This window comes from Novosphingobium sp. PY1 (genome assembly GCF_017312445.1).
In the GTDB taxonomy this organism is placed as follows: Bacteria; Pseudomonadota; Alphaproteobacteria; order Sphingomonadales; family Sphingomonadaceae; genus Novosphingobium.
Genome location: NZ_BLTI01000008.1, coordinates 478,113 through 504,814, shown reverse-complemented (window position 1 = coordinate 504,814; position 26,702 = coordinate 478,113). Strand labels below are relative to the sequence as shown.

27 protein-coding genes, 1 tRNA gene and 1 riboswitch are annotated in these 26,702 nt (G+C 64.9%); of the genes, 19 read left to right on the top strand and 9 right to left on the bottom strand.

All coding sequences use genetic code 11. From position 1 onward, the window contains the following. Positions 1-175: 175 nt before the first annotated feature. The gene (locus J3474_RS13755; protein WP_041558913.1) at positions 176-1,465 is read left to right on the top strand and encodes an adenylosuccinate synthase; all 1,290 of its coding nucleotides are present in this window, start codon (positions 176-178) and stop codon (positions 1,463-1,465) included. Positions 1,466-1,470: 5 nt separating this feature from the next. Then, positions 1,471-1,968: a murein L,D-transpeptidase family protein gene (locus tag J3474_RS13750; protein WP_207094563.1), complete on the top strand. Its 498-nt coding sequence runs from the start codon at positions 1,471-1,473 to the stop codon at positions 1,966-1,968. A 72-nt stretch (positions 1,969-2,040) separates the two neighbouring features. On the opposite strand, the gene J3474_RS13745 is transcribed toward J3474_RS13750, so the two are convergent. Continuing rightward, positions 2,041-2,220: a DUF1674 domain-containing protein gene (locus J3474_RS13745; protein WP_138921264.1), complete on the bottom strand. Its 180-nt coding sequence runs from the start codon at positions 2,218-2,220 to the stop codon at positions 2,041-2,043. Between the two features lie 55 nt (positions 2,221-2,275). Between J3474_RS13745 and J3474_RS13740 the strand changes: the two genes are divergently transcribed. After that, on the top strand, positions 2,276-3,508 hold the full coding sequence (locus J3474_RS13740) for an RsmB/NOP family class I SAM-dependent RNA methyltransferase (protein WP_207094562.1): 1,233 nt from the start codon (positions 2,276-2,278) through the stop codon (positions 3,506-3,508). Positions 3,509-3,568: 60 nt separating this feature from the next. Here J3474_RS13740 and msrA read toward each other — a convergent pair whose 3' ends face one another. Continuing rightward, positions 3,569-4,096 (bottom strand): peptide-methionine (S)-S-oxide reductase MsrA, encoded by a 528-nt coding sequence (gene msrA, locus J3474_RS13735; RefSeq protein WP_041558914.1) that lies wholly within the window; start codon positions 4,094-4,096, stop codon positions 3,569-3,571. A gap of 164 nt (positions 4,097-4,260) precedes the next feature. Here msrA and J3474_RS13730 point away from each other — a divergent pair, with 164 nt between their 5' ends. From J3474_RS13730 to J3474_RS13710, 5 genes are all read left to right on the top strand, one after another. Next, positions 4,261-5,124: a class I SAM-dependent methyltransferase gene (locus tag J3474_RS13730; RefSeq protein WP_207094561.1), complete on the top strand. Its 864-nt coding sequence runs from the start codon at positions 4,261-4,263 to the stop codon at positions 5,122-5,124. Between the two features lie 14 nt (positions 5,125-5,138). After that, complete coding sequence (gene aguB, locus J3474_RS13725) at positions 5,139-6,002, top strand: N-carbamoylputrescine amidase (RefSeq protein ID WP_207094560.1); 864 nt, start codon at positions 5,139-5,141, stop codon at positions 6,000-6,002. A 5-nt stretch (positions 6,003-6,007) separates the two neighbouring features. Continuing rightward, positions 6,008-6,505 carry a 2-amino-4-hydroxy-6-hydroxymethyldihydropteridine diphosphokinase gene (gene folK, locus J3474_RS13720; RefSeq protein ID WP_207094559.1) on the top strand — a complete coding sequence of 166 codons (498 nt, stop codon included), beginning with the start codon at positions 6,008-6,010 and terminating at the stop codon, positions 6,503-6,505. 28 nt (positions 6,506-6,533) lie between these two features. Beyond that, a tRNA-Lys gene (locus tag J3474_RS13715) sits at positions 6,534-6,609 on the top strand. 361 nt (positions 6,610-6,970) lie between these two features. Next, positions 6,971-7,888: an NAD-dependent epimerase/dehydratase family protein gene (locus J3474_RS13710; protein ID WP_207094558.1), complete on the top strand. Its 918-nt coding sequence runs from the start codon at positions 6,971-6,973 to the stop codon at positions 7,886-7,888. Positions 7,889-7,972: 84 nt separating this feature from the next. On the opposite strand, the gene J3474_RS13705 is transcribed toward J3474_RS13710, so the two are convergent. From J3474_RS13705 to J3474_RS13685, 5 genes are all read right to left on the bottom strand, one after another. Beyond that, positions 7,973-8,920 carry an acetyl-CoA carboxylase carboxyltransferase subunit alpha gene (locus J3474_RS13705; protein ID WP_207094557.1) on the bottom strand — a complete coding sequence of 316 codons (948 nt, stop codon included), beginning with the start codon at positions 8,918-8,920 and terminating at the stop codon, positions 7,973-7,975. Then, positions 8,917-10,284, bottom strand: a complete 1,368-nt coding sequence (accC, locus tag J3474_RS13700) for an acetyl-CoA carboxylase biotin carboxylase subunit (RefSeq protein WP_007011517.1) — start codon at positions 10,282-10,284, stop codon at positions 8,917-8,919. The genes J3474_RS13705 and accC overlap by 4 nt, the downstream gene beginning before the upstream one ends. A gap of 4 nt (positions 10,285-10,288) precedes the next feature. Next, positions 10,289-10,744, bottom strand: a complete 456-nt coding sequence (gene accB / locus J3474_RS13695; RefSeq protein ID WP_376706535.1) for an acetyl-CoA carboxylase biotin carboxyl carrier protein — start codon at positions 10,742-10,744, stop codon at positions 10,289-10,291. A 152-nt stretch (positions 10,745-10,896) separates the two neighbouring features. Then, positions 10,897-11,748, bottom strand: coding sequence for an acetyl-CoA carboxylase, carboxyltransferase subunit beta (gene accD, locus J3474_RS13690; RefSeq protein WP_013833160.1), 852 nt, complete (start codon positions 11,746-11,748; stop codon positions 10,897-10,899). Between the two features lie 163 nt (positions 11,749-11,911). After that, positions 11,912-13,333 carry a methyl-accepting chemotaxis protein gene (locus J3474_RS13685; protein WP_207094555.1) on the bottom strand — a complete coding sequence of 474 codons (1,422 nt, stop codon included), beginning with the start codon at positions 13,331-13,333 and terminating at the stop codon, positions 11,912-11,914. Positions 13,334-13,472: 139 nt separating this feature from the next. Here J3474_RS13685 and J3474_RS13680 point away from each other — a divergent pair, with 139 nt between their 5' ends. From J3474_RS13680 to J3474_RS13670, 3 genes are read left to right on the top strand one after another with little or no spacing between them, the layout of a single operon-like run. After that, positions 13,473-13,652, top strand: a complete 180-nt coding sequence (locus J3474_RS13680) for a hypothetical protein (protein WP_207094554.1) — start codon at positions 13,473-13,475, stop codon at positions 13,650-13,652. Positions 13,653-13,693: 41 nt separating this feature from the next. Beyond that, the gene (locus J3474_RS13675) at positions 13,694-14,422 is read left to right on the top strand and encodes a TorF family putative porin (RefSeq protein ID WP_308632869.1); all 729 of its coding nucleotides are present in this window, start codon (positions 13,694-13,696) and stop codon (positions 14,420-14,422) included. A 16-nt stretch (positions 14,423-14,438) separates the two neighbouring features. Then, positions 14,439-15,227: a hypothetical protein gene (locus J3474_RS13670; RefSeq protein ID WP_013833163.1), complete on the top strand. Its 789-nt coding sequence runs from the start codon at positions 14,439-14,441 to the stop codon at positions 15,225-15,227. On the opposite strand, the gene J3474_RS13665 is transcribed toward J3474_RS13670, so the two are convergent. Continuing rightward, positions 15,214-16,851 (bottom strand): PP2C family protein-serine/threonine phosphatase, encoded by a 1,638-nt coding sequence (locus J3474_RS13665; protein ID WP_207094794.1) that lies wholly within the window; start codon positions 16,849-16,851, stop codon positions 15,214-15,216. The two genes, J3474_RS13670 and J3474_RS13665, sit on opposite strands and share 14 nt — an antisense overlap. 124 nt (positions 16,852-16,975) lie before the next feature. On the opposite strand from J3474_RS13665, the gene J3474_RS13660 reads away from it, so the two are divergent. From J3474_RS13660 to J3474_RS13645, 4 genes are read left to right on the top strand one after another with little or no spacing between them, the layout of a single operon-like run. Beyond that, positions 16,976-19,600, top strand: coding sequence for an MFS transporter (locus J3474_RS13660; protein ID WP_242528403.1), 2,625 nt, complete (start codon positions 16,976-16,978; stop codon positions 19,598-19,600). Between the two features lie 4 nt (positions 19,601-19,604). Further along, positions 19,605-20,852, top strand: a complete 1,248-nt coding sequence (locus tag J3474_RS13655) for a histidine kinase (protein ID WP_242528402.1) — start codon at positions 19,605-19,607, stop codon at positions 20,850-20,852. Then, positions 20,849-21,238: a Crp/Fnr family transcriptional regulator gene (locus J3474_RS13650; RefSeq protein WP_242528401.1), complete on the top strand. Its 390-nt coding sequence runs from the start codon at positions 20,849-20,851 to the stop codon at positions 21,236-21,238. Before J3474_RS13655 ends, J3474_RS13650 begins: the two co-directional genes overlap by 4 nt. Continuing rightward, positions 21,235-22,542 (top strand): hypothetical protein, encoded by a 1,308-nt coding sequence (locus J3474_RS13645; protein ID WP_207094549.1) that lies wholly within the window; start codon positions 21,235-21,237, stop codon positions 22,540-22,542. Before J3474_RS13650 ends, J3474_RS13645 begins: the two co-directional genes overlap by 4 nt. On the opposite strand, the gene J3474_RS13640 is transcribed toward J3474_RS13645, so the two are convergent. Next, complete coding sequence (locus J3474_RS13640) at positions 22,453-22,854, bottom strand: STAS domain-containing protein (RefSeq protein WP_203226068.1); 402 nt, start codon at positions 22,852-22,854, stop codon at positions 22,453-22,455. The genes J3474_RS13645 and J3474_RS13640 overlap by 90 nt on opposite strands. A 56-nt stretch (positions 22,855-22,910) precedes the next feature. Here J3474_RS13640 and J3474_RS13635 point away from each other — a divergent pair, with 56 nt between their 5' ends. The 4 genes from J3474_RS13635 to J3474_RS13620 all read left to right on the top strand — a co-directional run bounded on the left by J3474_RS13635 (position 22,911) and on the right by J3474_RS13620 (position 26,680). Next, entirely contained in the window at positions 22,911-23,330 is a 420-nt protein-coding gene (locus J3474_RS13635; protein ID WP_013833169.1) for an ATP-binding protein, read from the top strand. 47 nt (positions 23,331-23,377) lie between these two features. Continuing rightward, positions 23,378-23,851 carry an SET domain-containing protein-lysine N-methyltransferase gene (locus J3474_RS13630; protein WP_207094548.1) on the top strand — a complete coding sequence of 158 codons (474 nt, stop codon included), beginning with the start codon at positions 23,378-23,380 and terminating at the stop codon, positions 23,849-23,851. Beyond that, positions 23,848-25,098: a diaminopimelate decarboxylase gene (locus tag J3474_RS13625; RefSeq protein ID WP_207094547.1), complete on the top strand. Its 1,251-nt coding sequence runs from the start codon at positions 23,848-23,850 to the stop codon at positions 25,096-25,098. The genes J3474_RS13630 and J3474_RS13625 overlap by 4 nt, the downstream gene beginning before the upstream one ends. Before the next feature lie 96 nt (positions 25,099-25,194). Further along, positions 25,195-25,452: riboswitch (cobalamin riboswitch) on the top strand. A gap of 181 nt (positions 25,453-25,633) precedes the next feature. Beyond that, entirely contained in the window at positions 25,634-26,680 is a 1,047-nt protein-coding gene (locus J3474_RS13620) for a HoxN/HupN/NixA family nickel/cobalt transporter (protein WP_207094546.1), read from the top strand. Positions 26,681-26,702: the final 22 nt, after the last annotated feature.

Sequence of the window (26,702 nt, the reverse complement as noted above, 5' to 3'; positions counted from 1 at the left end):
GGGGGAGCAGCGCAAGATCTTTCGCGCGAACCCGGAAGTGCTGCAAGATTGCAAGGCTTGGAGCGCGGTGTGCCGCAATCGCCTTGGCACAAATTGTCACCTGCACCTTGCCCTTGGAGGCCACAGGGCCTAGGGCGCGCGGCGGACTTCAAACAGTAATGAAAGCGTGCAGGCGTTGGCCAACGTAACCGTGATTGGCGCCCAGTGGGGCGATGAGGGCAAAGGCAAGATCGTCGATTGGCTGGCGAGCCGGGCGGATGCCGTGGTTCGTTTCCAGGGCGGCCACAATGCGGGCCATACGCTCGTCGTGGGCGAGCAGGTCTATAAGCTTTCGCTGCTGCCTTCTGGCATCGTCACCGGCACGCTGTCGATCGTCGGCAATGGCGTGGTTCTCGACCCCTGGCACCTCAAGGCCGAAGTCGAGAAGCTGCGTGGCCAAGGCGTCGAGATCAATCCCGAGAACTTCGCGATCGCGGACAACTGCCCGCTGATCCTGCCGCTCCACCGCGACCTCGACGGTCTGCGCGAGAACGCGGCGGGCGCCGGCAAGATCGGTACCACCGGTCGCGGCATCGGACCGGCCTATGAAGACAAGGTCGGCCGCCGCGCGATCCGCGTGTGCGACCTGGCACACCTCGATTCGCTCGATCCGCAGCTTGACCGTCTTTGCGCCCATCACGACGCACTGCGCGCCGGTTTCGGGCAGGACCCGGTCGACCGCGAGGCGCTGCTCAACGAACTTCGCGAGATCGCGCCTTTCGTGCTGCAGTTCGCGCAGCCGGTGTGGAAGCGTCTCAACAAGGTTCGCAAGGCCGGCGCCCGCATCCTCTTCGAAGGTGCGCAGGGCGTACTGCTCGACGTCGACCACGGTACCTATCCCTTCGTCACCAGCTCGAACACGGTTTCGGGTACGGCGGCAAGCGGTTCGGGCCTCGGCCCCTCGGCAACCGGCTTCGTGCTGGGCATCGTCAAGGCCTACACCACCCGCGTCGGCTCGGGTCCGTTCCCGACTGAACTGGACGATGATACCGGTCAGCGCCTCGGCGAACGCGGACACGAATTCGGCACCGTCACCGGGCGCAAGCGCCGCTGCGGCTGGTTCGACGCGGTTCTCACCCGCCAGTCCTGCGCGATTTCGGGCGTCACCGGCATTGCCCTGACCAAGCTCGATGTGCTGGACGGCTTCGAGAAGGTGAAGATCTGCACCGGCTACCGCCTCAACGGCAAGGTGCTCGACTACTTCCCGAGCCACGCTGCCGACCAGGCCGCCGTCGAGCCGATCTACGAGGAAATGGACGGCTGGCAGGGCACCACCGCCGGCGCCCGTTCCTGGGCCGATCTGCCCGCGCAGGCGATCAAGTACATCCAGCGCGTGCAGGAACTGATCGAAACTCCGGTGGCGCTGGTTTCGACCAGCCCCGAGCGCGAGGACACGATCCTCGTGCGCGATCCCTTCGAGGATTGATCGCGATGCGGCGGAGCGTGCTACGGTTCGCTCCGCTGCTCCTGCTGCTTGCCGCCGCAGCCTCGGCGCAGGACGAAGCGGCGCTGCCGGAAATCGACTTCGTTCGCGTCGACAAGTCCGAAAGGACGATCCGGCTCTTTTCCCAGGGCCGGCTGGTACGCGTGATAGAGCGCATCCAGATGGGCAATCCGGTCGGCCCCAAGCGCTTCGAGGGCGACCGGCGTACGCCCGAAGGGCTCTACGAGATCGACTGGGCCAATCCCGAGAGCGCCTATTACCTCTCGCTGCACATTTCCTATCCGAGTGAGGAAGATCGCGCCTTTGCGGCGGCACGCGGCCGGTCGGCGGGCGGCATGATCATGATCCACGGCCAGCCCAATGGCCTTTCGCAGGGCCGGGTGCCGGGCGACTGGACCGATGGCTGCATTGCGGTTTCCAACGATGAGATCGAATACCTCTGGCAGACCGTGCCGGATGGGACGCCCATAGAAATTCGGCCCTGATCCCGGAAAGGCCGGGATGGAGCCGGGCGTGCCGGTTTCCTGCTTCTTCCCGCTGTGGTCGGCGGCAAGGGCTCAGAAGTCGACAGCGATGCCCTTGTGCACCCAGTCGCCATAGCGCGTGGGAGAAAGCTCGCCGTCGGGATCGGGCGAGTCCTGATCTGCCTTGGCGTCTGTGGGCTGCGGCGCGGGATCGTTGGTCCAGTGCGCGGGCTTCTTGAAGCCTTCGGGACGTTTGGTGGCGCGTTCGGTCATCGTGCCCATGTGGTGCCACTGGCGGGAAAACGCAATCCGCTATAGGGGCAGGCGGATGGACATTCCCGGCCTTCCGGCGCGCCGTGCCGCGCTCAACCTCATCGATGCCGTTCTGCGGCGCGGCGAAACTCTCGACCAGGCCGCCGGCGCTGCGCTGTCGCGCGTGCGCGGCGATGCCGACCGGGCGCTGACCCGCGCGATTGCCGGCGAGGTGCTGCGCTGGAAGGCCGACCTCGATGAGCTGATCGACAGCGCCACGCGCCAGCGCCTGCCCGACGATGCAAAGCCGCGCGCTGTCCTCGAACTCATGCTGGCACAGGTCCTGCGGCTGGAAACGCCGCCGCATGCGGTGATCGCGACCGGGCTGCCCTTGCTGACCGGCGGGCCGAGGCGGCTGGCGCATGGCGTTTTCTCCACGCTGGTGAAGCGAGAGGTTTCGCTGCCGGACGTGCCGACGCTGCCCGATGCCGTGCTCGCCCGCTGGGGTGAACGGGCCGGAGAAATTGCCCAGGGCCTGGCCGAGCCCCCGCCGCTCGACCTTGCCTTGCGCGAACCGGACAAGACGCAGGAGTGGGCGGAAAGACTGGGCGGCACAACGCTGATGCCCGGCCACCTCCGCCTGCCGCGCGGCGCGGCGATCGAAACGCTCGAGGGTTTTCGCGAAGGTGCGTGGTGGGTGCAGGATCTCGCCGCCAGCCTGCCCGCGCGGCTGCTGGGGCAGGGCGAGGGGCGGCGCGTGCTGGACCTGTGCGCCGCGCCCGGCGGCAAGACGCTGCAACTGGCCGCGGCCGGATGGGACGTCACCGCGCTCGATATCTCCAAGCGCCGTCTCGAACGGCTGAAGGACAACCTCGAACGTACGCAGCTTTCCGCTCACGTGGTCCAGTCCGATGCTTTCAAGTGGGAGCCGGAAGCGCCCTTCGACGCAATCCTGCTGGACGCGCCGTGCACCGCGACGGGCACCAGCCGCCGCCATCCCGATGTCCTGCACCGGATCGGGCCAAGGCAGATCGCGGAAATGACCGAACTGCAGTCCGGCCTGCTGGCACGCGCGGCCGAATGGCTCAAGCCGGGCGGAACGCTGGTCTATGCCGTGTGCTCGCTGGAAGCGGCGGAAGGCGAGGCCCAGGCCGCGCAAGTATCGCTGACGCCTGAGCCCATCTTGCAGGACGAATTGCCTGTGGGCCTCTCGCCAATGCCCGAAGGCTGGTTGCGCACAGACCCGGCGATGCTGGCCGAGGCAGGCGGGCTGGACGGCTTCTTCGTGGCGCGTTGGCGCAAGTCATGACATGGCCCGCAAGGCAGCGCTGCGGATCAATGTGAACCGCAGCCCTGCCTACCGGAAGGGTCAGGCCTTCACCTTGGCCTGGAAGCTCTTGCGCAGCTTCATCAGCTTGGGCGGGATCACTGCCAGGCAGTAAGGATTGCGCTGGCCTTCGCCTTCCCAGTATTCTTGGTGATAGTCCTCGGCGGGATACCATGTGGCCGGGCCCTCGATGGTGGTCACGACCTTGCCGCCGTGATCCTCGTTGGAGCGCGCGATGGCGGCTTCGGCTTCGGACCTTTGGGCATCGTCCAGCGGGAAGATCGCCGAGCGGTACTGGGTGCCGACATCGTTGCCCTGCCGGTTGAGCTGCGTCGGATCGTGCGTGCCGAGGAACACGTCGAGAATTTCGGCATAGGAGATCGTTTCGGGATCGTAGGTGACCTTGATCGCCTCGGCATGGCCGGTCGTACCGGAGCAGACCTGCTTGTAGCTGGGGTTCTCCACCGAGCCGCCGATATAGCCGCTCTCGACCTCGCTCACGCCGACCACGTCGCGGAACACCGCTTCCGTGCACCAGAAGCATCCGCCTGCCACGATTGCCGTTTCCATGGTTTGTCCTGTCCTTGTCGTTCGGGGGGCATTCAAGCCCACGAACATAGGTAGCTGACCCGCTCTTGTCATCGGGAGGCGCTATTCCCGGTCGTCTATCCGGGTTGCCTTTGTCCCGATCTGGTTTACTTTTCCGCCACTTCGTCCGCGCTGGGAGAATCGTGATGCGTCGAACTTTGGTAGCCGTTTCGTCGTTCCTGGGTCTGCTGGCCGCTCCGCTTTCCGCCGCCACAGTGGAAGCCGGGGCCGATGCGCGCACCGAAGCGGAATTCTGCAAGGGCTGCGAAGCGCTGGTCGAACTCGCTCTCGCACATCCCGCGCGCAAGGATGACCGCAATCGTGACGCCGCTCGCCATCCGGCGGAAACCCTGTCTTTCTTCCGCGTTCGCCCGGATATGAAGGTCGGCGAATATGCGCCGGGCGGCGGCTGGTACTCGCGGGTCCTTGCGCCCTATCTGGCCAAGGAAGGGCATCTCACCGGCCTGTTCTTCAACCCGAAGCAGGGGCCGTTCGACGCCGACAAGATCAATGCCTCGGCTGCCGGTTTCGCCGATCAGGTCGCGGGATGGACGGGGCTTCCGGCCCAAAGCTTCTCGGGCATGACGCTCGAAACCGTGCCGGACGACCAGAAGGGAACCTTCGACCGGATCCTCGTCGTGCGCATGATGCACAACATGCTGCGCTGGAACATCGCCGACAGCGAGATCAAGGCCATGCGCGCGCTGCTCAAGGACGATGGCCTGATTGGCATCGTCCAGCACCGGGCCAAGGCAGACGCCCCTTACGCGGTCAGTTATGGCAATCGCGGCTACCTGCGCGAGGCGGACGTGATCAAGTTCATGGAAGTGAACGGCTTCGAGCTGGTCGCCAAGTCTGAAGTCAACGCCAATCCCAGGGACACCGCGGACTGGGAGGAGGGCGTGTGGACCCTGCCGCCGACTTACGCGCTCAAGGACAAGGACAAGGCGAAATACGCAGCGATCGGCGAAAGTGACCGGATGACGCTTCTGTTCCGCAAGCGGCCCTGATAAAGGGCCGGCCCATGGCCGAAATCACTGTCGCAGCACTGCAATTAGCCCTTGGCTCCGCCGACGAGGCGGAAAACATCGCCGCCGTTTCCGCTCTCGTCGAAGAGGCGGCGGGCAAGGGCGCCCGGATCATACTGCCGCCCGAACTGTTTTCGGGGCCGTATTTCTGCAAGGTGGAGGAAGAGGAGCTCTTCGCGCTGGCCCGCCCCACGGCCGAGCATCCCTCCGTCATCGCGATGAAGGCGCTGGCCAGGAAGCTCAAGGTGGCGATCCCGACCAGCTTCTTCGAGCGCGACGGGCACCACTATTACAATACGCTGGCCATGATCGATGCCGACGGCGAGATCATGGGGACCTATCGCAAGAGCCACATTCCCGACGGCCCCGGCTACGAGGAGAAGTATTACTTCCGTCCGGGCAACGACGGGTTCAAGGTATGGGACCTGTTCGGCACGCGCATCGGCGTCGGTGTGTGCTGGGACCAGTGGTACCCGGAATGCGCCCGCGTGATGGCGCTGATGGGGGCCGAACTGCTGTTCTATCCCACTGCCATCGGTTCCGAACCCTATGACGCCGCGCTCGATACCAGCCGTATGTGGCGCCGCGCCATGCTTGGCCATTCGGTTTCCAACTGCATGCCGGTGATCGCGGCCAACCGCATCGGGATCGAGGCCGAGGCGGGCAGCGAGCAGACATTCTACGGCCACTCCTTCATTACCGACGAGTGGGGCGATTTCGTCGCCGAATTCGGCAAGCAGGAAACCGGCGTGCTGGTTGCGAAGCTGGACCTTGCGCGTGCGGCGAAGCACCGTGCCGGCATGGGTTTTTTCCGGGATCGCCGTCCGCAGCTCTATACCCGCATCGCGCAGGACGTCTGACCGACTTGGCAAGGCACCGCTATCTCATCGCACTGGGATCGAATATGCGGCATCGCAAGTATGGCGATCCGCACAAGGTACTCAGGGCTGCGCTTGCCGCGCTCGACAAGGGCAAGTTCGAGGTCGAAGCCGTCTCGCCGCTGATTGACTCTGCCCCGCTGGGCCCCTCGCGCAGGCGCTATGCCAATGGCGTCGCCATCGTCGGTACGCATCGCGATCCGGACGAAGTGCTCCACAAGTTGGCCAAGCTGGAACGCAAGTTCGGCCGCAAGTCGGGCGGACGGCCCTGGGGCGCGCGGGTGCTCGATCTCGATATCGTCCTGTGGGATGGCGGCCCATGGACCAGTGACAGGCTCGTGATCCCGCACCCGGCCTATCGTCAGCGGCAGTTCGTACTGGGCCCCGCGTGCACTATTGCGGGTGGCTGGCGCGATCCCTTGACCGGCTTGTCGGTGAATCAGTTGCATGCGCGCTTGACCAAGCCTCGCCCTGTCCCTAGTTGACCCTTCCGCAGCCGCGAAACGGCATCGTGGGCCCGTAGCTCAGTAGGTAGAGCAGCTGACTTTTAATCAGCGGGTCACAGGTTCGAATCCTGTCGGGCTCACCACTTCGCCGGCGGCTGCGGCAATTGCATTTCCAGACCGGAACGATACCCTCACGCGGCGGCGCAATCGCGCGGCGCGTAGCGGGGACAAAGGTGGCGGGCGAAATCCGGTTACGCGGTCTTCGGCCTGCCTGCATTCAATGCATCGATGGTTTGGCATCCACATATTCAATGCGACGTCTGAGCCGCGTACGGCTAACTCTCGGACCCGGGTGGCGGCAGCGGGGAGGACAAATATGCGCGCGAGCTTTGGACGGTTATTGGTCCCGGCCGCAGCACGGTTTTCGGGGCAAGGCGCGGACAAAGGCGTGTCTTGTGCAAGAGGCTTGCGCGGCAGCAGGTCTGGGGGAGCGGGAGGCGCAGCGTGAAGGTCCTGGTGACGGGGGGCGGCGGCTTCGTCGGTCGGCAACTTGTTTCGCGGCTGCTGGAGCGCGGCGACACTGTCGTTGCATTGGATGCGCATGCGGGCGGCATTCCCCAAGGTGCCCGTGCCGTGGCGGGCGATCTCGGAGACAGGGCCGTGCGCGGCGATGCGCTGGCTGGCGGCTGCGATGCGCTTGTCCATCTCGCGACCGTTCCGGGCGGCGCGGCTGAGGCCGATCCCGCAGCTTCGCGCCGGATCAATGTCGATGCCATGTACGACCTGCTGCTGGAGGCGAATGCGCTGCGTCCGGGCTTGCGCGTCGTCTATGCCAGTTCCATCGCCGTCTTCGGCGATCCGCTGCCGGAGCAGGTCGACGACGAGACGCCGCTCTCGCCGAAGCTGATCTACGGCGGGCACAAGGCGATGATGGAGGGCGCGGTCGCGATGATGTCCAATCGCGGCATGATCGACGGCGTGACCGTGCGCCTGCCGGGCATACTTGCGCGGCCCAAGGGACCGTCCGGCATGAAGTCGGCCTTCATGAGCGACCTGTTCCATGCCCTCAAGGCGGGCGAGACTTTCACCTGTCCGGTCTCCGCGGGGGGCACGATCTGGGCGCAGTCGGTAGCGTGCTGCGCCGACAACTTGATCCATGCGCTGTCGCTCGATACCGCTCTGTTGCCGCCTACGCGGGCGGTCACGCTGCCGGCGCAGCGGATCGCCATGCGCGATCTCGCCGCGGAAATCGTCCGCCAGTGCGGCATGCCCGCAGATCTGGTGACCTATCGCGCCGATATGGAACTGGAGGCTGCCTTCGCAGCGCAGCCGCCTCTCGCGACGCCTGCGGCCGAAAGAGCCGGGTTCGTCCACGACGGCGATCTTTCCTCATTGGTCCGAAGCGCGCTTCAGACACTCTGAGGCAGAGCAGGAATCAGAATGGCCGGAGCGCGCTGTGCACTCCGGCCATGCCTGAATTCTTCGGGAGAGGGGCGGGGCCCCCTCCTAGAGGTTGCCGATCGCCAGGAAGCGTTCTTCGCGGCGATGGAGCAGGTCCCTGGCCGGAACGCCCGCAAGTGCGTCGAGCTCCTCGGCAATGGCCTTGCCCAGCGCCTGCGAGGCGGCTGCGGGATCGCGATGAGCGCCGCCCATCGGTTCGGGCACGATGCGGTCGATCACGTTGAGCTGGAGCAGGTCCTGCGCCGTTACGCGCATGGCGGCGGCGGCGTCCGCTGCGCGCTCACCGGTGCGCCACAGGATCGAGGCGCAGCCTTCCGGGCTGATCACCGAATAGACGGCATGTTCGAGCATGAGCACGCGCTCGGCGCTCGCCAGGGCGACCGCGCCGCCCGATCCGCCTTCGCCGACGATCGTGGCGACCATCGGCACGGGCAGCGACAGGCAGGCCTCGGTGGCGCGGGCAATGGCCTCGGCCTGGCCGCGCTCTTCGGCTTCCACGCCGGGGAAGGCGCCCGAGGTATCGACCAGCGTCACGACCGGGAGGCCGAAGCGCCCGGCCAGTTCCATCAGGCGCACCGCCTTGCGGTAACCTTCCGGCTTGCCCATGCCGAAGTTGTGCTTGATGCGGGTCTGGGTGTCGTGCCCCTTTTCATGGCCGATGACCATGACGCGCCGGTCGCCCAGCCGCGCCATTCCGCCCACGATCGCCGCGTCCTCACCGTAGAGACGGTCGCCGCCCAGCGGCATGAAGTCGGTGAAGATATGGGCGAGATAGTCGCGAAGGTGCGGCCGCTGCGGGTGGCGGGCGACCTGCGTCTTCTGCCACGGCGTCAACGTGGCATATGTGCGCGCCAGCAGCTGCTCGCTCTTGGTCTCGAGCTTCTGGATCTCGTTCACCAGATCGAGGCCGCCGGTGTCGGCGGTCGAACGCAGCTCGTGGATGCGCGCCTCGAGGGCGGCAATCGGCTTCTCGAAATCGAGATAGGAGATCATTTGGCCTCGCTTTCGGCTTCGGCCTTGTCGGCCAGCCACTGTTCGAGCCACTTGATCGTGTAGTCGCCGGACTGGAATTCCGGGTCCTGGATGATCGCTTCGTGCAGCGGGATCGAGGTCTTGACCCCGCCGACGACCATTTCGCCCAGCGCCCGCTTGAGACGCATGATGCAGCCCTCGCGGGTGCGGCCGTAGACGATCAGCTTGGCGACCATCGAATCGTAGTAGGGCGGGATGCGGTAACCGGCATAGAGCCCGGAATCGACACGCACGTGCATGCCGCCGGCCGCGTGGAACGTGTCGACAAGGCCGGGGGAGGGGACGAAAGTCCACGGGTCCTCGGCATTGATGCGGCACTCGATGGCGTGGCCCTTGAACTCGATCTCGTCCTGCTTGACCGACAGCGGCTTGCCGTCGGCAATGCGGATCTGTTCACGCACGAGGTCGACGCCGGTGATCGCTTCGGTCACCGGATGCTCGACCTGCAGGCGGGTGTTCATCTCGATGAAGTAGAACTCACCGTTTTCCCACAGGAACTCGATCGTGCCGGCGCCGCGATAGCCCATGTCGGCCATCGCCTTGGCGACGACGCCGCCCATGCGCGCGCGTTCCTCTGCCGTGATGACGGGCGATGGAGCTTCCTCGAGCACCTTCTGGTGACGGCGCTGCAGCGAGCAGTCGCGCTCGCCCAGGTGAACGGCATTGCCGTTGCCATCGCCGAAGATCTGGAATTCGATGTGACGCGGATTGCCCAGGTACTTCTCGACGTAGACGGTGTCGTCGCCGAAGGCGGCCTTGGCTTCCGAGCGGGCCTGGCTGACCATCGTTTCGAGCTGGTCTTCGCTGGGCACGATCTTCATGCCGCGACCGCCGCCGCCCGATGCGGCCTTCACCAGCACCGGGTAGCCGATTTCCTTTGCAAGCTCGCGGATCTCGTCGAGGTCTTCGACGGCGCCCGGCGACCCGGGGACCAGCGGCAGGCCGAGCGCGCCGGCGGTGCGCTTGGCTTCCACCTTGTCGCCCATCGTGCGGATATGCTCGGGCTTGGGGCCGATCCAGGTGATGCCATGGGCTTCGACGATCTCGGCGAACTTGGCGTTCTCCGAAAGGAAGCCGTAGCCGGGGTGGATCGCGTCGGCCTGGGTGATCTCTGCCGCAGCGATGATCGCGGCGACGTTGAGGTAGGAATCGCGGGCCGAGGGCGGGCCGATGCATACCGCGTGGTCGGCGAGGCGAACGTGCATCGCGTCGGCATCGGCCGTGGAGTGCACGGCGACCGTCTCGATGCCCATTTCATGCGCGGCGCGATGGATACGCAGCGCGATTTCTCCGCGATTGGCGATCAGTATGCGGGAAATGCCCATGCGATCAGCCGATGACGACGAGCGGCTGGTCGAATTCGACCGGCTGGGAATTGTCCACCAAGATGGCCTTGACGGTGCCCGCGGCAGGTGCGGTGATCGGGTTCATCACCTTCATCGCCTCGATGATCAGCAGGGTATCGCCTGCCTTCACGCTCTGGCCGACCGAGATGAAGTTGGCCGAGCCGGGTTCCGGCGCGAGGTAGGCGGTGCCCACCATCGGCGACTTGACGGCGGTGCCGTCGACGACCGGCGCGGCGGCTTCTGCCGCGGCAGGTGCGGCAGCGGCCGGGGCGGCGACAGGCGCGGGGGCCGAAGCGACCGCGGCCTGGACCATCGGCGCTGCCATCAGCGTGCGGGCGACGCGGATGCGACGTTCGCCGTCCTCTACCTCGATCTCGCTGAGGTTGGTGTCGGAGAGAAGCTCCGCCAGTTCGCGCACCAGTGCGCTGTCAATGTTCATGCCAGCGGCCTTGCCGCTCGTTTGGTTACCCATGCGTTCCTCGGATCAGCATATTTTGCCGCGGCTATCGCGGGGGCGATAGCACGTGACAAGGGATTAATCCTAACCTTGCACATTTTTTCCGCGAAGGGACTGTGCGCAGTTTTGCGTTGTCAGGCTGCAGATGCAACCGGACGGAGATAATCGAGCAGGCGCGCCAGCGTCTCTCGCAAGTCCCGGCGATGCACGACCATGTCGACCATGCCGTGTTCGTGGAGGTATTCCGCGCGCTGGAAGCCGTCGGGCAGCTTTTCGCGAATGGTGTCCTGGATCACGCGCTGGCCGGCAAAGCCGATGAGCGCGCCCGGCTCGGCGATCTGGACGTCGCCCAGCATGGCGTAGCTGGCCGTGACCCCGCCGGTCGTGGGGTCGGTCAGGACGACGATGTAGGGCAATCCGGCAGCCTTGAGGCGGCGCAGGGCAACCGTCGTCTTTGGCATCTGCATCAGGCTGAGAATGCCTTCCTGCATGCGTGCGCCGCCAGCCGCGGTGCAGATGACATAGCCGCAGTTCTCGCGAATCGCGCGCTCGATACCGCTGACGAAGGCTGCGCCGACCGCCATGCCCATCGAACCGCCCATGAAGCCGAAGTCCTGCACGCCCAGCACGAGCTTCTTGCCCTCGATCTGGCCAACCGCATTGGTCAGCGCATCGCCGTAGGGATAGTTGGCGCGGGCGGCCTTGAGGCGATCGGGATACTTCTTGCTGTCGCGGAACTTGAGCGGATCTTCCTTGACCTTGGGCGTGGGCAGGATCGAGAATCCGGGATCGAGCAGTTGCCCGATGCGTTCCTGCGCGCTGATACGACCGTGGTAGTCGCACTTCGGGCAGACCGAGAGGTTGTCCTCGAAGTCCTTGACGAACAGCATCTCACCGCAGGATCGGCACTTGATCCAGAGGTTGTCGGGTGTGTCGCGCTTGCTCGTGCGCGAGAGGGAATTGCGTACGCGTGTTAGCCAGCTCATGCCGCGCTATTTGCCGTTTTTCGGCGCTTGGGCAAGTCCTGCAGGTTCCCATGGCCCTGCAAAGGGCCGCAAATGGCGGGAATGCGGGGTTTGCGAATGTAAGACAGCCCCGCGATCGCAGGGCTGTCTCACGGGTTTTGCACAAGCTGCCATCGCTTGAGGATCAGAATTCGCTCCAGTCCTCGTCGTTCGTGGGCACCGATTGCAGGGCGACATTGCCCATCGAAGCGGGTTGCGGACGAGGCGCCGAATGGAGGGAATGGGCAGGAGCCGAAGGCACCGATGGGGCGAACTTGCGCATCGGGCGCACGATGTCGTCTTCGCCGGTGACGAAGGAGGAGACGAGCGAGGTCATCTCATTCGCCTCGTCGGCGAGGCTGCGCGAGGCCGCGGTAGATTGCTCGACCATCGCGGCGTTCTGCTGGGTCAGGCGATCCATTTCGCCCACCGCGTCGTTGATCTGCTGAAGGTTGCCCGCCTGCTGCGTGGCATTGCGGGCGATCTCGGCCATCAGCTCGTCGATATCGCCCACACTGGCGACGATCTTTTCGAGCAGGGTGCCGGTATCGCCGACGAGAACGACGCCGTCGCCGACCTGCTTGCTGCTGACGGTGATCAGTTCCTTGATGTTCTTCGCCGCTTCGGCAGAGCGCTGGGCAAGGGCGCGCACTTCATTGGCGACGACCGCGAAACCCTTGCCGGCATCGCCTGCCCGGGCAGCCTCGACCCCGGCGTTGAGCGCGAGGAGATTGGTCTGGAAGGCGATGCCATCGATCACGTTGATGATCTGGCCGATCTCCTGGGCCGATTTTTCGATCTCGCCCATCGCGGCGACGGCCCTGCGCACGACTTCGCCCCCCTCGGTGGCTTCGCGGTGAGCGCCGGAAACGGCCTGCTGTACGTCGGTCGCCTTGTCGGCGGTCCGCTTCACGTTGCTGGTGACTTCGTTCATCGACGATGCGGTTTCGGCGAGGCTGGCGGCCTGGCGCTCGTTGCGGGTCGCGAAGTCGTCCGAGGCGGAACGGATCTCGGTTGCGCCGGTGCGCACGCTGGCAGCGGCGGTGCGGACAGAGCGTATGGTATCTGCGAGAGAGCGGACGGCGGCGTTGAAGTCCTTGCGCAAGTCGTCGTAGGCGCCGGGGAAGGGATTGCGGATTTCGCAGTCGAGATGATTGCTGGAGAGCTTCTTGAGCCCGCCGCTCAGGGCATCGATGATCTGCTTTTCCTGCGCGGCATTGTCGCTGCGCAGGGCCACGGCGTTGTTGCGGAAGGTTTCCATGGCCTTGGTCATGCGCCCGACGCAGTCCTTGTAGTCGGTGTAGCGGATCGGGCTGTCGGTGTCCCCGTCGGCGAGCGCTTCCATCCGCATGACCGTATTGACGTATGGGGTAGTGATATGGCGCGCGGCGAGGATCATCACGATCACGGTGGCGGCGAGTGAAGCGCAGGCAGCGCCGATCAGTTCGGCGTTTCCGCCAGCGAGCCATGTCGTGGCCGGTCCCGCCGTGCCGATCAGGGCGAGCAGGGCTGTCAGAGCCTTGAATTTCGTACGGATAGGGGCCGTCTTTTCAAACCATTGCAGCATGTCGGACTCCTCGAATTCCCATCGGCAGCCCGGATCGCAACGACGCTCCCCAAGTCGGCAAGAAGACGGACTTCGATGAAGGCAGAGTAAGAGAAGCAGGAGAAATATTGAGTTCTTCGCAATCTACGTACTGATCCCTATGATGCGCACCGATATTCCTATCGACTATTGCAGTTTTGAAAGAACAGCTCCTGATCGCGCTTGCAAAATTCGGGTGGGCTTTCTTGGAAGCGCCTGGCGCAAGGCGATAGTGGCGCCTCCCGGACAGCGGCAGGCGGTGGCGCCTGCGGTCTGCGCGTTGGCATTGATTTACCAATAGTTATTGCAAATGGGCCTAAGCCTGCCGGATCGCGGGAAGGAGTGGCTACGGGCGTGGCATCGGGTGTAAGATCGACAGCGGGCTTTCTCGCATTTGCCCTGGGTGCGATGCCCCTGCCGGCCGCAGGGAGTGAAAGCGTCGATGGCGCCACGCCTGCCTTCCAGCTCTCTGCGAATGCCAGCATCGTTTCCGACTACCGTTTTCGCGGCATCAGCCTGTCGGGCAAGGACCCGGCGATCCAGGGCGGTATCGACCTCAGCCATGACAGCGGCCTGTTCATCGGCACCTGGGCTTCGAGCATTGCCGATTCCGGCGGTTCCAACACCGAGCTCGACCTTTACGGCGGCTATGGCGGCTCTCTCGCCGGCATCGACTATTCGGTTACTGCGCTAGCCTATGTCTATCCAGGTGGCCAGGGCGTGAACTACTTCGAGGTTCTGGGTTCGGCCACGACCAGACTGGGGACCGGGAGCGTCGGTCTCGACATGGGCTGGGTGCCCCGGCAGGACAATTTCGGCGGGGACAACATCTACATTGCGGCAAAGGGCCAGGTTCCGCTGGGCAGCCTGCCTGTAAGCATGTTCGGTCATCTCGGCTATGAAAACGGCGATGCCTACGACCGCAAGTGGGACTGGGAAGCGGGCCTTTCCTATGCGTCGGGACCGTTGACCGCATCGCTGTCCTACGTCGATACCAACTATTCCGGCGCCGATGAGGCAGGCCGTTTCGCCAGGGCGGGCGTCATTGCCTCGCTTGCCGCCAGCTTCTGATTGCAGGGTCCACACCATGTCCCGTCTCTTCCTTTCCGTAGACATGGTCGGCTCGACCCAGTTCAAGGCGACCAAGACCGCCAAGGGGCCGGGTGGCTGGATGGAGATCTTCCGCACATTCTTCACCAACTTCCCGCTGATGCTGGTGGGGCAGATGGGCTTCGAATTCCTCGAGGAGGACGAGACTCCGGCGGTCGATGTCTGGAAGGCCATGGGCGATGAGGTGATCTTCACCGCGCAGCCTTCCAGCGCCGAGGAATTGACCGGGATCCTGCGCGTCCTGCTGCGCACCATGCGGCTTTACGAAGCCACCCATTTCGAGACGTTGCCATTGCGCCTCAAGGGCACGGCCTGGCTGGCTGACTTTGCCGAGAACAACATCGCTCTCGAAATCCCGGAACTGTCCTCGGACGATGCCGCGCCGCATCTCGATTTCATCGGGCCGGACCTCGACCTGGGCTTTCGCCTTTCGAAATATGCCCGTCCGGCCAGTCTCGTGCTATCGCTCGATCTGGTCGAAGCGCTGCTGGGGGCGGACAATCTCTCGACCGTCGCGATGTACCTGGTCGGGCGCGAGGAACTGAAGGGCGTGATGTTCGGTCGGCCATATCCGATCGTGTGGATGCACGATGCGGAAGAAGGTTTCGACTTCCTGCCCTGGGAGCGCGAGAGCTGCCCCTATATCGCCGCCGCGCTCGACGCCCGGCCGGCCAGCGTCGAGCAACTACGCGGCCAGATCGACGACATGCGGCTCTACTTGCGCAAGATGCACGGGCTCGAGCGCCCGCCGATCACGCTGGGCTGACGGTTTCGCGGGCGCCTTCGTAGCAGACCGTCAGGATCGCGATGTCGTCCGACTGCGGCACGGCGCCGACGAATCCGCGCACGCTTTGCGCAAGTCCTTCGGCAATCAGTCTGGCGGAAAATTCGGCGCGTGCGCTGGCCAGGGCATCGGCGATGCGGGCCGTGGTGAACAGTTCGTCGTTCGCGCCCGTCGCTTCCGAGACGCCGTCGGTGAACAGGACCAGCGCATCGCCTTCGCGCAAGTCGAAATGGCCGGTGCGAAAGGGAACGTCCTCGAACACGCCGAGCGCCATGCCCTGCTGCTTGGCCAGCCGTTCGACCGATCCATCCGCCCGCACGATGAAGGGCGCCTCGTGCCCGCCGTCGCTGTATTCCACCTCGCCGCTGCGCAAGTCGAGGATACCCGCGAAGACGGTCACGAACATCTCCGCGGCATTGTCGCGCGAGAGTTCGGCGTTGACCCGCTCCATGATCTGGCCGGTCGATCCGCCCGACATGGCGTGCGCCTTGAACAGGGTGGTGGTCATGGCCATGAACAGCGCGGCCGGAACCCCCTTGCCCGATACGTCGCCGACGACGAAGAACAGGCGGTTTCGGTCGATCAGGAAATAATCGTAGAGGTCGCCGCCCACCTGCTTGGCCGGTTCGAGCAGGGCGAAAACGTCGAGGTCCGTGCGGTCGGGGAAGGGCGGGAACTTGCGCGGGAGCATGCCGATCTGGATGTCGCGTGCGGCGGAGAGCTCGCCTTCCACCCTTTCGCGCGCCGCTGTCGCTTCGGCAACCTCGACGAGGTAGCGCTGGAGGCGCGCGATCATCCCGGCCATCGCTTCGGCAAGGCTGCCCACTTCATCGCCCCGGTCGCGGCTGATCTTGCGCATGGCGTCCATTTCGTCCTCGTCGGGCCGGAAGCTGCGCGTCTCCATGTTGCGGGTGAAGGTGGTCAACCGCACCAGCGGTTCGACGATGCGCGAGACGAGGAACCAGCCGACCGCCATCGACAGCGCGAACAGGGCAATGCCGATCGCGATCGACTTCACGAGCGCCATGTGCAGCCGCTCGTCCAGCCAGGTCAGGTCGATGTCCGCCCCGATGACGTGGACGCGCCCGTCAGGGCTTTTCACCGGCATGTAGATCGAGCGGAAGCGGCCGAAGGAATCGCTGTACTCGTCGAAGCGCACCTTGCCGTCGGCGAAGCTGCGATAGAGCTTGTCGGGCGCGGTGTCGTAGAGCGTGAAGAACTTCGTCTCACTGCCTTGGGCGATCTCCCCGTCGGTGGCGCTGGTCGCCACGGTGCGGATGTCGTCGCCGAACTTCATGTAGGTATAGACATACGTCAGGCCCGAAGCATTGCCGAAGCGCGACAGGTGCTGCTGGATCTGCCTGTACTCAGCCGGCGTGACCGATTTCGCATCGCGGATGCGCCGGTGGTATCCATCGGGGATGATCTCGCGCACGGCATTCGTCGCGATCCGCAGCTTGCCGTCGATGCCCGTGAGGATCTCGTTGCGGTCGGTACTGTAGAGGACAGCGGTATAGACCGTTGCGGAAACCAGGTTGAGTACAAAGAGCAGGAGCAGCAGTTGCGGCTTGAGGCCGAACCTGCGCACCCTTTGCGCTCCATCCATGGTCGCCACGAAAATCATCCCCCCGATACTGTGCCTGATAACGCGATAGAAACGGAATAAGCCCTATTGCAGCGATACTTGCAAAAATTGATTAAGCCGGACCGCGACATTGGTGGGGAGAACATTGCTCGATTTCGTTAACCGCCTCTTCCGGCTCGAGCGCGGTGAATGGCCCCGACTTATCCAGTTCGGCCTGTTCGGATTCCTGTTGCAGATGGGCATGGGCGTCGGTTTCAGTGCCGGCGATGCCGCATTCCTGAGCAATGTCGGCGCGGATCGCCTGCCGCTGGTGTTCATGCTGACGCCGGCGGTCATGCTGCTCTACACGGTGCTGTTTTCCTACCTGCTCGTGCGTTTTTCGATCGATCGCATGGTCGATCTGACCCTGGCCGCGCTGGTCGCGGGCGGAGTGGCATTCTGGGCCCTGATCGATGCCGGACTGCCGCCGGATTGGCAGGTTCCGCTCTATTTCGCGGTAAAGCTCTACCTGGCGATGTGGTACATCGCGCTCTACTCGCTGTTCTGGAATTATACCGACGCCTATTTCGCGATACAGGACGCCAAGCGACTTTTCCCGCTATTCGCCGCGTTCTGCGCGCTCGGTACGGCCTGCGGCGCGATGCTGGTGGGCCTGCTGGCAGAGAGCGTGGCGGTGCAGGACTTCTTCCTGTTGTGGGCTGCCATCGCCATGGCAACCGCGCCGCTGGCCGTTCTTTTGCGCCGGCGCTGGAGCCAGATTGCCGAGAGCGACAGCGATCTCGAGCAAGAATCGGGCGGTGCCCTGAGCCAGCTTGCAGCGGTCGGCCGCGCCTTTGGCCGGTCGCGCTATACGATGGTCTTCACGCTGGTGCTCTTCGTCACCCTGTTGATGACCAATCTTGCCGAGTACCAGTATTCGATGGTGCTGCAGGAAGGCCGCGACGAGGCGGCCTTGGCATCGCTGTTCGGCACGCTCTACGCGGCAGCCAACCTGTTCAACCTGGTGACCTGCCTTTTCGTGTTCAACCGATTGGTGGCGCGGCTGGGCGTGCGCAATGTCGCCTTCATCCAGCCGCTGACCTACTTTGCGGTGTTCGGGTGGTTCTTCCTCCAGGGGGGCACGGGCGCTGCGCTTGCGGCTTTCTTCGCCTATCACGGGGTCCTGACCTCGATCGAGTACAACAACCAGAACCTGCTGTTCAATGCCGTCCCCTCGCGGGTGAAGCGGCCGCTGCGCACGGTGATGGAGGGCATGGCCGAGCCGCTCGCCAGCCTCGTCTCGGGCGGCTTCCTGATCTACGCGGCCAGCCAGGTGGACATGCGCGAGCTTTCGGGCATCGGGATTATCGTGGGCGCGACGCTTGTTGCCGTCGTTGTCGCGCTGCGCCAGCTCTATCCTTCGGCTATGGCCGCCAACATGCGGCAGGGCTGGATGAACTTCGGCGGGCGCGGCGTGCTTTCCCCGCAGTTCGAACCCGAGGCAAGGAGCCTGCTCGCCAGGGCCGCCGCAGGTGAAGGAGACAGTGCGCAGATCGCCGCGCGCCTGCTTGGCGAAGCTCCCGTTAGCGGGTCTGCTGCATCGCAGGGGCCCGATATCGATGCCCTTTTGGCACAGCTCACGCTGGGCGATCCGGCGAAGCGCATCGGCGTTGCCGAGGCCATCGACCGGTTGGCAACGCGCGAGGACGTGCACATCGTCCCGGCTCTGGCGCGGTGTCTTCCGAAATTGGAACGCGACGAACGGCGGCGGATGATTCGGCTGCTCGGCCGGATCGCGGACAGCGAATCCATTCCCGACGTTCTCGAGGCGGCCACCGAACTGGCGCCAAGGGCGCGGCGCGCAATTGCGACGATGCTGACGGAGCTGGGCGAGACGGCGATCCCCCGCTTGCTGGGCGGGATGCGCGACCGGGCCTTGGCTTATCGGTCCCGCGCTATCGCGGCACGCGCGCTGGCGCAGACTTCCTTTGCCCAGTTTGCCGCCAACCTCGATCGTCTCGTGACCGGCGAACTGGATGAAGCCTCGCGCCTCGGCCATATGGCGAGCCTGCTCGACCTCCACGCCGGCACGCACCGCTCCGTCGCACTGCTGGCGCGCGCCCAGCGCGAGCGGGCGGAAGCTGCGATAGACTTCGTGCTGGAACTTCTTGCAATCGGCGGGCTGCTGCCGAATTTCGATCTCCTGATCGTCTCGCTCCATTCCGCCAACCCCAAGGTGCGGGGCAACGCGGTGGAGGCAATCGAGAGCAGCGTTCCTCGCCACTATCTGCGCCTGCTCGGGCCGCTCCTGCACGGCGAAGCGCAGCCGCGTGAGGGCGCGCAAATCGATGTCGAACAGGTTCTCGTAGAGGCTCTCGCCAGCGGCCAGGCAATGGAAATGACTTTGGCGGCTGACGTTCTCCATGACCGTCTGGACGCCGCTGGCTTCACCCAGCGTCTCAAGGCGGTGATCCGCGAAGGCATGCCCGAAATGGTGCGCCGCCATGTCCTTGATCTCCTGGAGATCGACGGCGCTACCCGGCCGCATTCGCTCGATCTGCTGGCGGCTCTGGCGGACCATCCCGAGGTTGGCGGTGCTACGCTCGAAGCGCTGGGTGCTGCGGTGCTGTGCGCCGTCTTCGAGAAGCCGGAAGGCGGGGCCCTTGCAGGGGAGGCTGGGGGCTCCCCGTTCTGGATCGCCCATCGCGATCTGGGCGAAGTCGCCGCGCGCTTCCCCGAACTGGCACTGGTCATGCTCAAGTCACAGGACGGTCGGCAATATGCGGCCTAGAAGCGTGCCGATCAAAGCGCTGCTACTGCGCACTTTCCTGCCTGCGGTCGTCGTCGTGGCGGTTCTGCTGGCGGTGTTCGTCTACAACTGGCTCTACGCTTCGATCCTCGAGGGCTTCGAGCGAAAGCTGGTGACGACGAGCGCGCTTGCCGGTGCGATGGTCGATCCGGCAGATCACGATGCCCTCATCGCAGTGGCCTTCGAGGGCGGAGACGCGCAGGCAGCCGAGGCCAGCACTGCCTATCGCCGCAATGTCGAGCCCATGCAGCGTATCCGCAAGGAACTGGGCCTGACCTACCTCTATACCCAGGTGAACGGTGGCCCGGCGGACATCCTCTATATTCTCGATGCCTCGACGGGGGAGGATCATTCTCCGCTCGGTTCCAGCGACGACTTGCCCGACGAGACGGCCGAAGGCCTCAGGCGGGTCGAGGATACCGGATCGATCTATGTTTCTCCGATCGAGTACCAGGAACAGTGGGGCCTGCTGAAGACGGGGGCAGCCCCGGTCAGAGGCGCGGGCGGGCGCATCGCGGCGTCGGCCGGGGCGGACGTCAATGTCTCGGTCATCCAGGTCGCCACTCAGAATGCGCTGTTCATGAGCGCGATGATTGGCGTTGGCTCGGTGCTTGCCTGCCTGCTCGTCTCACTTGCGCTCGTGCGGCGCATCGCCGGGCCCATCGAGGCGCTTACAGAAGAGACCCTGCAGGTTGCGGCGGGTCGCGGGCACAGTGCGGCGCAAGGGTCTGCGCCGCGTGAAGTCACCGTCCTGCGCAAAGCCCTGCTTGAACGTGCGGCGGAGATTTCCTGCGAGTTGCAGGCGCGCAGGGAGCGCAGCGTGCAGGAAGACGCTCGCGCCCATGCAGGGTTGCTGGCAAGCGGATCCGGCATCGGACCGGGCCAGCCGGTGATCCTGCTGTCCGGTGCTCGCCGCGTGATTGCCTGGATGCCCGGCGATCCCGCCGATGCGCGCACGGTTCTTGCCCAGCGCGCCATGGCGCGCCTCGCACAAGCGATGGCCGAGAATCCGGCGCTCTGCGCGGACTGGGCCATGCTCGCTGACTGCGATCAGGGCGCTTGCCTGGTGGTTGACGGCACGGCTGGCTCGATTGAATGGGTTGGAACGCCCCAGGCCGGGCTTCGCGTTGCAGGCCGGCACGCCGATCCCGGCCGCTTCGATCCGAAGGAGCGCGTCTCGTTCGTCTCGCTGACGGGCGGCGAGTTCGTCGTATGGCCGGGAGAAGCACGATGATCGCGGCGCAGGTCGTTGCCGAGGCCCTGGCACTTGCAGCCTGTCCGCCGTTCGACCGGCTGACCGAAACCGAGCTGCTGCTTGTCGCCAGCCATGCCCGCCGCTTCGAATATGAACCGGGTGAGACGGTCCTTGCAGGTGGAGCGGTGGCGCAGCGGCTGGTCACGGTGATCGGCGGCTCGGTTGTCGTTGAGGGCAGGCAGGCGCCCGCGGTATTCGATGCGCCGTCCGCGCTGTTCGGCCTGCCGACGCGGGCTGACTACATCGCGGGAGGAAGGGGGGCGCAAGTCTTGTGCCTGGCAAGGCCGCACCTTTTCACCATCGCGCGCGAGTGTCCCGATTTCGTGGTGGGCCTCGCCGCGATCCGGGCCGGGGCTGACGCATGACGATCCGCTCGATAATCCTGCTGCTGGCCGTGCCGCTGTTTCTTGCGCTGGCGCTCGTCAACGGGGCGCTGCTCTATTCGCAGGAGCGCACGGAACTGGAGCATGCACTTCGCGAACAGGCCCTGGCGACGGCTGTTACGGTTGCAGAATTCACGCGCGAAATGACCGATCCGGGCAAGACCCTTGCCCAGCCCCACCGCCGCGAGGCGCTTGAGGCTGCCCTTGCGCATGTCGAGGGACTGGGCGCCCTCTATCTCGTCGAGGCGGACCGACCGGCTCTTGCGCTCAAGTCGGGGGGGCAGGAATGGGATCCCACGGCGCTGGCCCGGCCGAGCCGGCCTTCCGTTCGGACGATGGCGCAGGACGGCGCGGAAGGCTGGGTGATCGGGCTTGCACCGGCAGGGGAGGGGCGTTTCGTCGCAGCGCGCTTCAGCCGCGCTCCGATTGCAGAGCACTTGCGCCTCATTCGCCGGGACGTGGTGCTGATCGCTCTGGGGCTGATTGCCCTGGCGAGCGCGCTTGCCATATTCGTTGCCCGCCGCCTGACCCGCGAACTGGACCTGAGCAGACGCGCGCTGTCGGGACATGTTCCGGACAGCAAAGTGAGTTGGCGTATCCGCGAGGCGCAGGATCTTGCCGGGGCGGTGAGGCTCATGGATGCCAGCGGCGAAGCTGCCGAACTTCGGGCAACGCTCGTCGAGGCCCGCAAGGGCCGCACGCGAAGCCTCGCAAACGCCTTGGAGAATGCGCGCGCGGTGGAATTCGCACCCTGCGCCTGCCGCACCGCGGACGCCGTCATTGCGATGCGCGCCTGCGGCGCCATTCCGGCGGGAAGTTTCTTCGCCTTTGCCGACATGGAGCAAGGCGGCGCCGTCGTGCTGGGGCGCTGCGAGGATGCGGACCCTGTCGATGCACTGGCAGCGGCCTGCCATGTCCGGCGATTGATCGAGGCATCCGCTTCGCAGGCTGAACTCGGCCGCGCGCTGGACCTTGCGGGCCAACTTTATGCTCTTTCGGATCTGGTCGTGCACGAATGGCGTGCGCCATTGGCCAAAGGGGCCTTGCAGCTGGTGACGCTTGCGCAAGCCGATGAAGCGGAGCGTGCGCGGGTTTACCTCAAGGCCGCGCGCGGTATCGGGCCCGATGAATGGCTGGCCAGTCTCGATGCGCTCCTGAAGCCGACCGGCATCTTCGCCGTGATCGGCCCTCCGTGCTCAACCGACTGCGGCGAGAGCGGAAACGAGGTCAGGTTCGATCGCAAAGATAGCGGTGAAGCCGCTGATATCGAACACTTCACGCACTGACGGAGCGAGACCGCAAAGCGCGAGCCTGTTGCCCGATGCCTTGGCCACTTTCGCGCCCTTTAGCAGGATGCGCAGGCCCGCGGAACTGACGTAGCTGACCTGCGACAGGTCGATCACGGTGGCCGGATTGCCCTCGATCCGCGAAGGCAGACGGGTTTCGAGCAGCGGCGCGGTATTGCTGTCGAGCCGACCGGCAAGGGTCATCACCAGGGCCGGACCCTTGATTTCTTCGCTGATTTCCATCGCCCTGTCTCCGCCCGTCTTCTCATCGTGTCCACGCACCTTATTGGAGAAGTTGTGAAATTTTTCCACTCGATTAAGCTGGCCGGGGCCGCAATCGCGTGGCGCCGGTACGGGGATCGAGTGGCATGGATTGCGATTACGAACGCACTCTCGCCAACGGAAGGGCAGGGTTCCCCTCGTTCCTCGAGGATATCGAAGCCTATCTGGAAAGCGCCGACCTGCCGCTCGATGTTCTGACCAAGGTCATGATCGTGTTCGACGAACTGGTCAGCAACATCCTCGAACACGGCAAGGAGCAGGATATGCCGCGCATAACCGCCTGCCTCAGGGTGGGGAACGGGGAAGTCGCGGTCGACCTTATCGATGATGGCAGGCCATTCGACCCCTTGTCGCTTGAGACGCCCGATACTTCGCTTTCCGTGGAGGAGCGCGAGATCGGCGGCCTTGGCATCCACATCGTGCGCCGGATCATGGACCGCGTGGAATATGCGCGCGAAGGCGAATGCAACAGGCTACGTTTCGCTAAGAAATTGCCCCTAGGGTAACAGCCTCGAAGATCAGCAAAATTCAGCAGGCGTCAGGGGAAACGGCCTTGTTCATCCAACCGCGGGGACATTCCAGTGCGAGTGAAGCCGGCGAAGATCGTCTTGTCGTCTGCGATTGCGAGACGCTGGGCCTGTGCGTGCGTGCGCTTGCCCCCTTTGCCGCGGGCGAGGTGCTCGACAGGTTCAACGGCGAAGTCAGCGCCGACCTGCTGCAGCACAGCCTGCAGGTCTCGCCGGGGATGCATGTCCATGACACGCGCTTCGTCGGCTACCTGTCCCACGGTTGCGAGCCCAATTGCCGGCTGGACATGGAGCGCTTCGAACTTGTCGCCCTTAGCGATATCGATGCTGGCGAAGTCCTGACCATCGACTATGCCGCGACGGAGGATGTTCTCTATCGGCAATTCGCATGCCATTGTGCCGCGCAGCGCTGCCGCGCGTGGATCACCGGGCGCGCCGAGAATGCGAACGAGGAGGGCAGGCGATTTCTGGACGGGCAGGCCAAGCCGCTGAAGTCGTGACCGTGCCGCAGCAGGGCTCATCGGCCCGGACTGCGCCGTGGTGGGAGCGCCCAGACCTGCATTATCGCGGCGGGCGCCTGCACTTCGCGGGACATGATGTCGCCGCACTGGCCGGTGAGGGCGAGAGCGGGGGCGAGGAAGGGGGGGCGCTGTTTCTCTATTCGCTCGACCGCGTCGAAGCCAATCTCGATAGGGTGGTCGCTGCCCTTGGCGATATCGGCTGCGCCTTCACGGTCTATTACGCCATGAAGGCCAACCGCTTTGCGCCCCTGCTTGAGCGGCTCGCACAAAGCGGCAAATGCGGGGTCGACATCTGCTCTCCGGGTGAACTGGATCATGCCCTGGCCTGCGGTTTTGCGCCCGGTCAGATCAGTTTCACCGGCACTGGCGTCACGCCGCGCGATCTGGAACGACTACTGTCCCATCCCGAGATCACGATCAATTGCGACACCATGGGCATGATCCGACGCATCGGTGAGCGAACGCCGGGCCGCGAGATCGGCATTCGCGTGAATCCCGGGCGCGGCACCGGCTACGGCGATGCCGAGAAGCTGACTTATGCCGGGGGAAGAACGACCAAGTTCGGCATCTACCGCGAGCAGTGGGGCGAGGCGCTTGCCCTCGCGAAAAGCCATGGGCTGGCGATCACCTCGCTGCATTTTCATGTCGGCTGCGGATACCTGACCGATCAGCTGGAGAGCTGGGATCTGGCCGTCGCGGAGGCCTCTCGCTTCCTCGACGAAGTGCCGCAGGTGCGCACGGTCAACGTCGGCGGCGGGCTCGGGCTGCCCCATCGCTGCGGGGACAGGCCGCTCGATCTGGCGCAATGGGCCGCGATCCTGCGCCGCCATTTTGCCGGACGCGGCCTGCGCATCGCCGTTGAGCCGGGGGACTACATTGCCAAGGATGCCGGGATGCTCGTGCTTCCCGTGACCGACGTCGAAATCAAGCGCGACACCCGGTTCGTCTTCGTCGGCGGGGGCTTCAATCTCCACCCGGAACCTGCTTTCTACGACCTGCCGTGCGAGCCGGTTCCCTGCCTGCTGCGCGGCGATGGATCGGCGCCGGGCGAGCGGGTGACGATTGCCGGCAATATCAACGAAGCGCTTGATATCTGGGCTGCCGACACGCTCCTTCCGCCCGTTGAGGAGGGGGACTTCATCGCCTTCCTCAATGCCGGGGGATACGGCTCGGCGATGAGTTCCAACCACTGCATGCGCGGCGCCTTTACCGAACGCGCCCTGTAGGCTGCGCGCCGCGCCTGGGCCGCGCGATTGCCGCAAACTTGCGATGGGCACTGCGAAATCGGGGTGTTATCAGCACCTTCGAATCGGTTCTTGCCGATTCCCATTGATCGCGCCGGTGCCCCGTAACAGGGGCTTAATCGGGAATGCGGTGCGGGGAAGGGATTGCCTTTCCCAAGTCCGCGGCTGTCCCTGCAACTGTAAGCGGATAGCGCGATGCACAGGGCTTTTCATGCGCCATGGGCGCCTGGGAAGCAGCCACTGGGCCGAATGCGGCATGCCGCGAAGGGCCTGGGAAGGCGTGCATCAAGCTGTGACCCGCGAGCCAGGAGACCTGCCGGCGTCTGGTCGCTCTTGCCCTGGTCCAGGGGATGGCCGCGGCACGGTGAACTCCGTCTGAGCGACGAACCTGCGGCCGGGGCCGCAGCGGAGCGGCGTGTCGACCGGCCCTGGCGTCCGGTTGCCTGCGCCTTCCGGCCGTTCGCCTGAGCGGTTCGTCCCGGCCTTGTCGCAAGACGCCGGAGGACGATTTCGCATCATGGCTCAATTGCCGCATTCTGTTCGACCCAACCTGCGCCGCCGGATAGGCTGGCTTTTCGGCCCGCTCGTGGCCGCCAATATCGCCGCCTGGATCTGGGCTTTCTCGCTGTTCCACGATCGGCCGCTCATGCTCGGCACGGCCCTGCTGGCATGGGGCCTGGGGCTGCGCCATGCCGTGGACGCGGACCATATCGCGGCCATCGACAACGTGACCCGCAAGCTGATGCAGGACGGTCAGCGCCCGATCGCAGTCGGCTTCTGGTTCGCCATCGGACATTCCGGCATCGTCACCATCGCGGCCATAGCCATTGCCCTGACGACGAGCGCACTGACGCAGTTCGAAAGTCTCAAGCAGGTCGGCGGTCTCGTCGCGACCTCGATCTCGGCGATCTTCCTGTTCTCGATTGCCGCCATGAACCTGATCATCCTGCGCAACGTGTGGAAGACCTTCGCCCATGTCCGTGCCGGGGGCGCCTATGTGGAGGAAGACCTCGACATGCTGCTGGGCAATCGCGGGCTGATGGCGCGCCTTTTCCGGCCGATGTTCCGCCTCATCACCCGCAGCTGGCACATGGCTCCGCTGGGCTTCCTGTTCGGGCTGGGTTTCGACACCGCGACCGAAGTGGCCATCCTGGGCCTTTCGGCGGGGCAGGCGGCGGACGGGCTTTCCATCGGCACGATCCTCGTCCTGCCGGTGCTTTTCGCCGTGGGCATGGCGCTGATCGACACCGCCGACGGCGTCGTCATGCTCGGCGCCTATGAGTGGGCTTTCGTCAAGCCGATCCGCAAGCTCTACTACAACATCACCATCACCCTGATTTCGGCGCTTGTCGCCATCGTCATCGGCGGGATCGAAACGGTCGCCCTGATCGGCGATAAGCTGGGCCTCACCGGCGGCCTGTTCGATATTGCCGGCGAACTGGGAGAGAACTTCAACAGCCTGGGGTTCGGCATCATCGGCCTTTTCGTGCTGTGCTGGCTCGCCAGCTTCGCGATCTACCGCTGGAAGCGCTTCGACGATATCGAAGTGCGCGTCTCGGCATGAGAACCGGTCCTTAGGCGATTGG

What these genes read in the sequence shown, in the direction of transcription:
- accB (WP_376706535.1), bottom strand. Translation starts at nt 10,744, where the DNA reads ATGAACATTGACAGCGCACTGGTGCGCGAACTGGCGGAGCTTCTCTCC.
- J3474_RS13685 (WP_207094555.1), bottom strand. Translation starts at nt 13,333, where the DNA reads ATGCTGCAATGGTTTGAAAAGACGGCCCCTATCCGTACGAAATTCAAG.
- J3474_RS13635 (WP_013833169.1), top strand. Translation starts at nt 22,911, where the DNA reads ATGGATTGCGATTACGAACGCACTCTCGCCAACGGAAGGGCAGGGTTC.
- J3474_RS13745 (WP_138921264.1), bottom strand. Translation starts at nt 2,220, where the DNA reads ATGACCGAACGCGCCACCAAACGTCCCGAAGGCTTCAAGAAGCCCGCG.
- J3474_RS13750 (WP_207094563.1), top strand. Translation starts at nt 1,471, where the DNA reads ATGCGGCGGAGCGTGCTACGGTTCGCTCCGCTGCTCCTGCTGCTTGCC.
- J3474_RS13650 (WP_242528401.1), top strand. Translation starts at nt 20,849, where the DNA reads ATGATCGCGGCGCAGGTCGTTGCCGAGGCCCTGGCACTTGCAGCCTGT.
- J3474_RS13740 (WP_207094562.1), top strand. Translation starts at nt 2,276, where the DNA reads ATGGACATTCCCGGCCTTCCGGCGCGCCGTGCCGCGCTCAACCTCATC.
- J3474_RS13670 (WP_013833163.1), top strand. Translation starts at nt 14,439, where the DNA reads ATGTCCCGTCTCTTCCTTTCCGTAGACATGGTCGGCTCGACCCAGTTC.
- accC (WP_007011517.1), bottom strand. Translation starts at nt 10,284, where the DNA reads ATGGGCATTTCCCGCATACTGATCGCCAATCGCGGAGAAATCGCGCTG.
- J3474_RS13680 (WP_207094554.1), top strand. Translation starts at nt 13,473, where the DNA reads ATGATGCGCACCGATATTCCTATCGACTATTGCAGTTTTGAAAGAACA.
- aguB (WP_207094560.1), top strand. Translation starts at nt 5,139, where the DNA reads ATGGCCGAAATCACTGTCGCAGCACTGCAATTAGCCCTTGGCTCCGCC.
- J3474_RS13645 (WP_207094549.1), top strand. Translation starts at nt 21,235, where the DNA reads ATGACGATCCGCTCGATAATCCTGCTGCTGGCCGTGCCGCTGTTTCTT.
- accD (WP_013833160.1), bottom strand. Translation starts at nt 11,748, where the DNA reads ATGAGCTGGCTAACACGCGTACGCAATTCCCTCTCGCGCACGAGCAAG.
- J3474_RS13665 (WP_207094794.1), bottom strand. Translation starts at nt 16,851, where the DNA reads ATGGATGGAGCGCAAAGGGTGCGCAGGTTCGGCCTCAAGCCGCAACTG.
- J3474_RS13705 (WP_207094557.1), bottom strand. Translation starts at nt 8,920, where the DNA reads ATGATCTCCTATCTCGATTTCGAGAAGCCGATTGCCGCCCTCGAGGCG.
- J3474_RS13620 (WP_207094546.1), top strand. Translation starts at nt 25,634, where the DNA reads ATGGCTCAATTGCCGCATTCTGTTCGACCCAACCTGCGCCGCCGGATA.
- J3474_RS13730 (WP_207094561.1), top strand. Translation starts at nt 4,261, where the DNA reads ATGCGTCGAACTTTGGTAGCCGTTTCGTCGTTCCTGGGTCTGCTGGCC.
- msrA (WP_041558914.1), bottom strand. Translation starts at nt 4,096, where the DNA reads ATGGAAACGGCAATCGTGGCAGGCGGATGCTTCTGGTGCACGGAAGCG.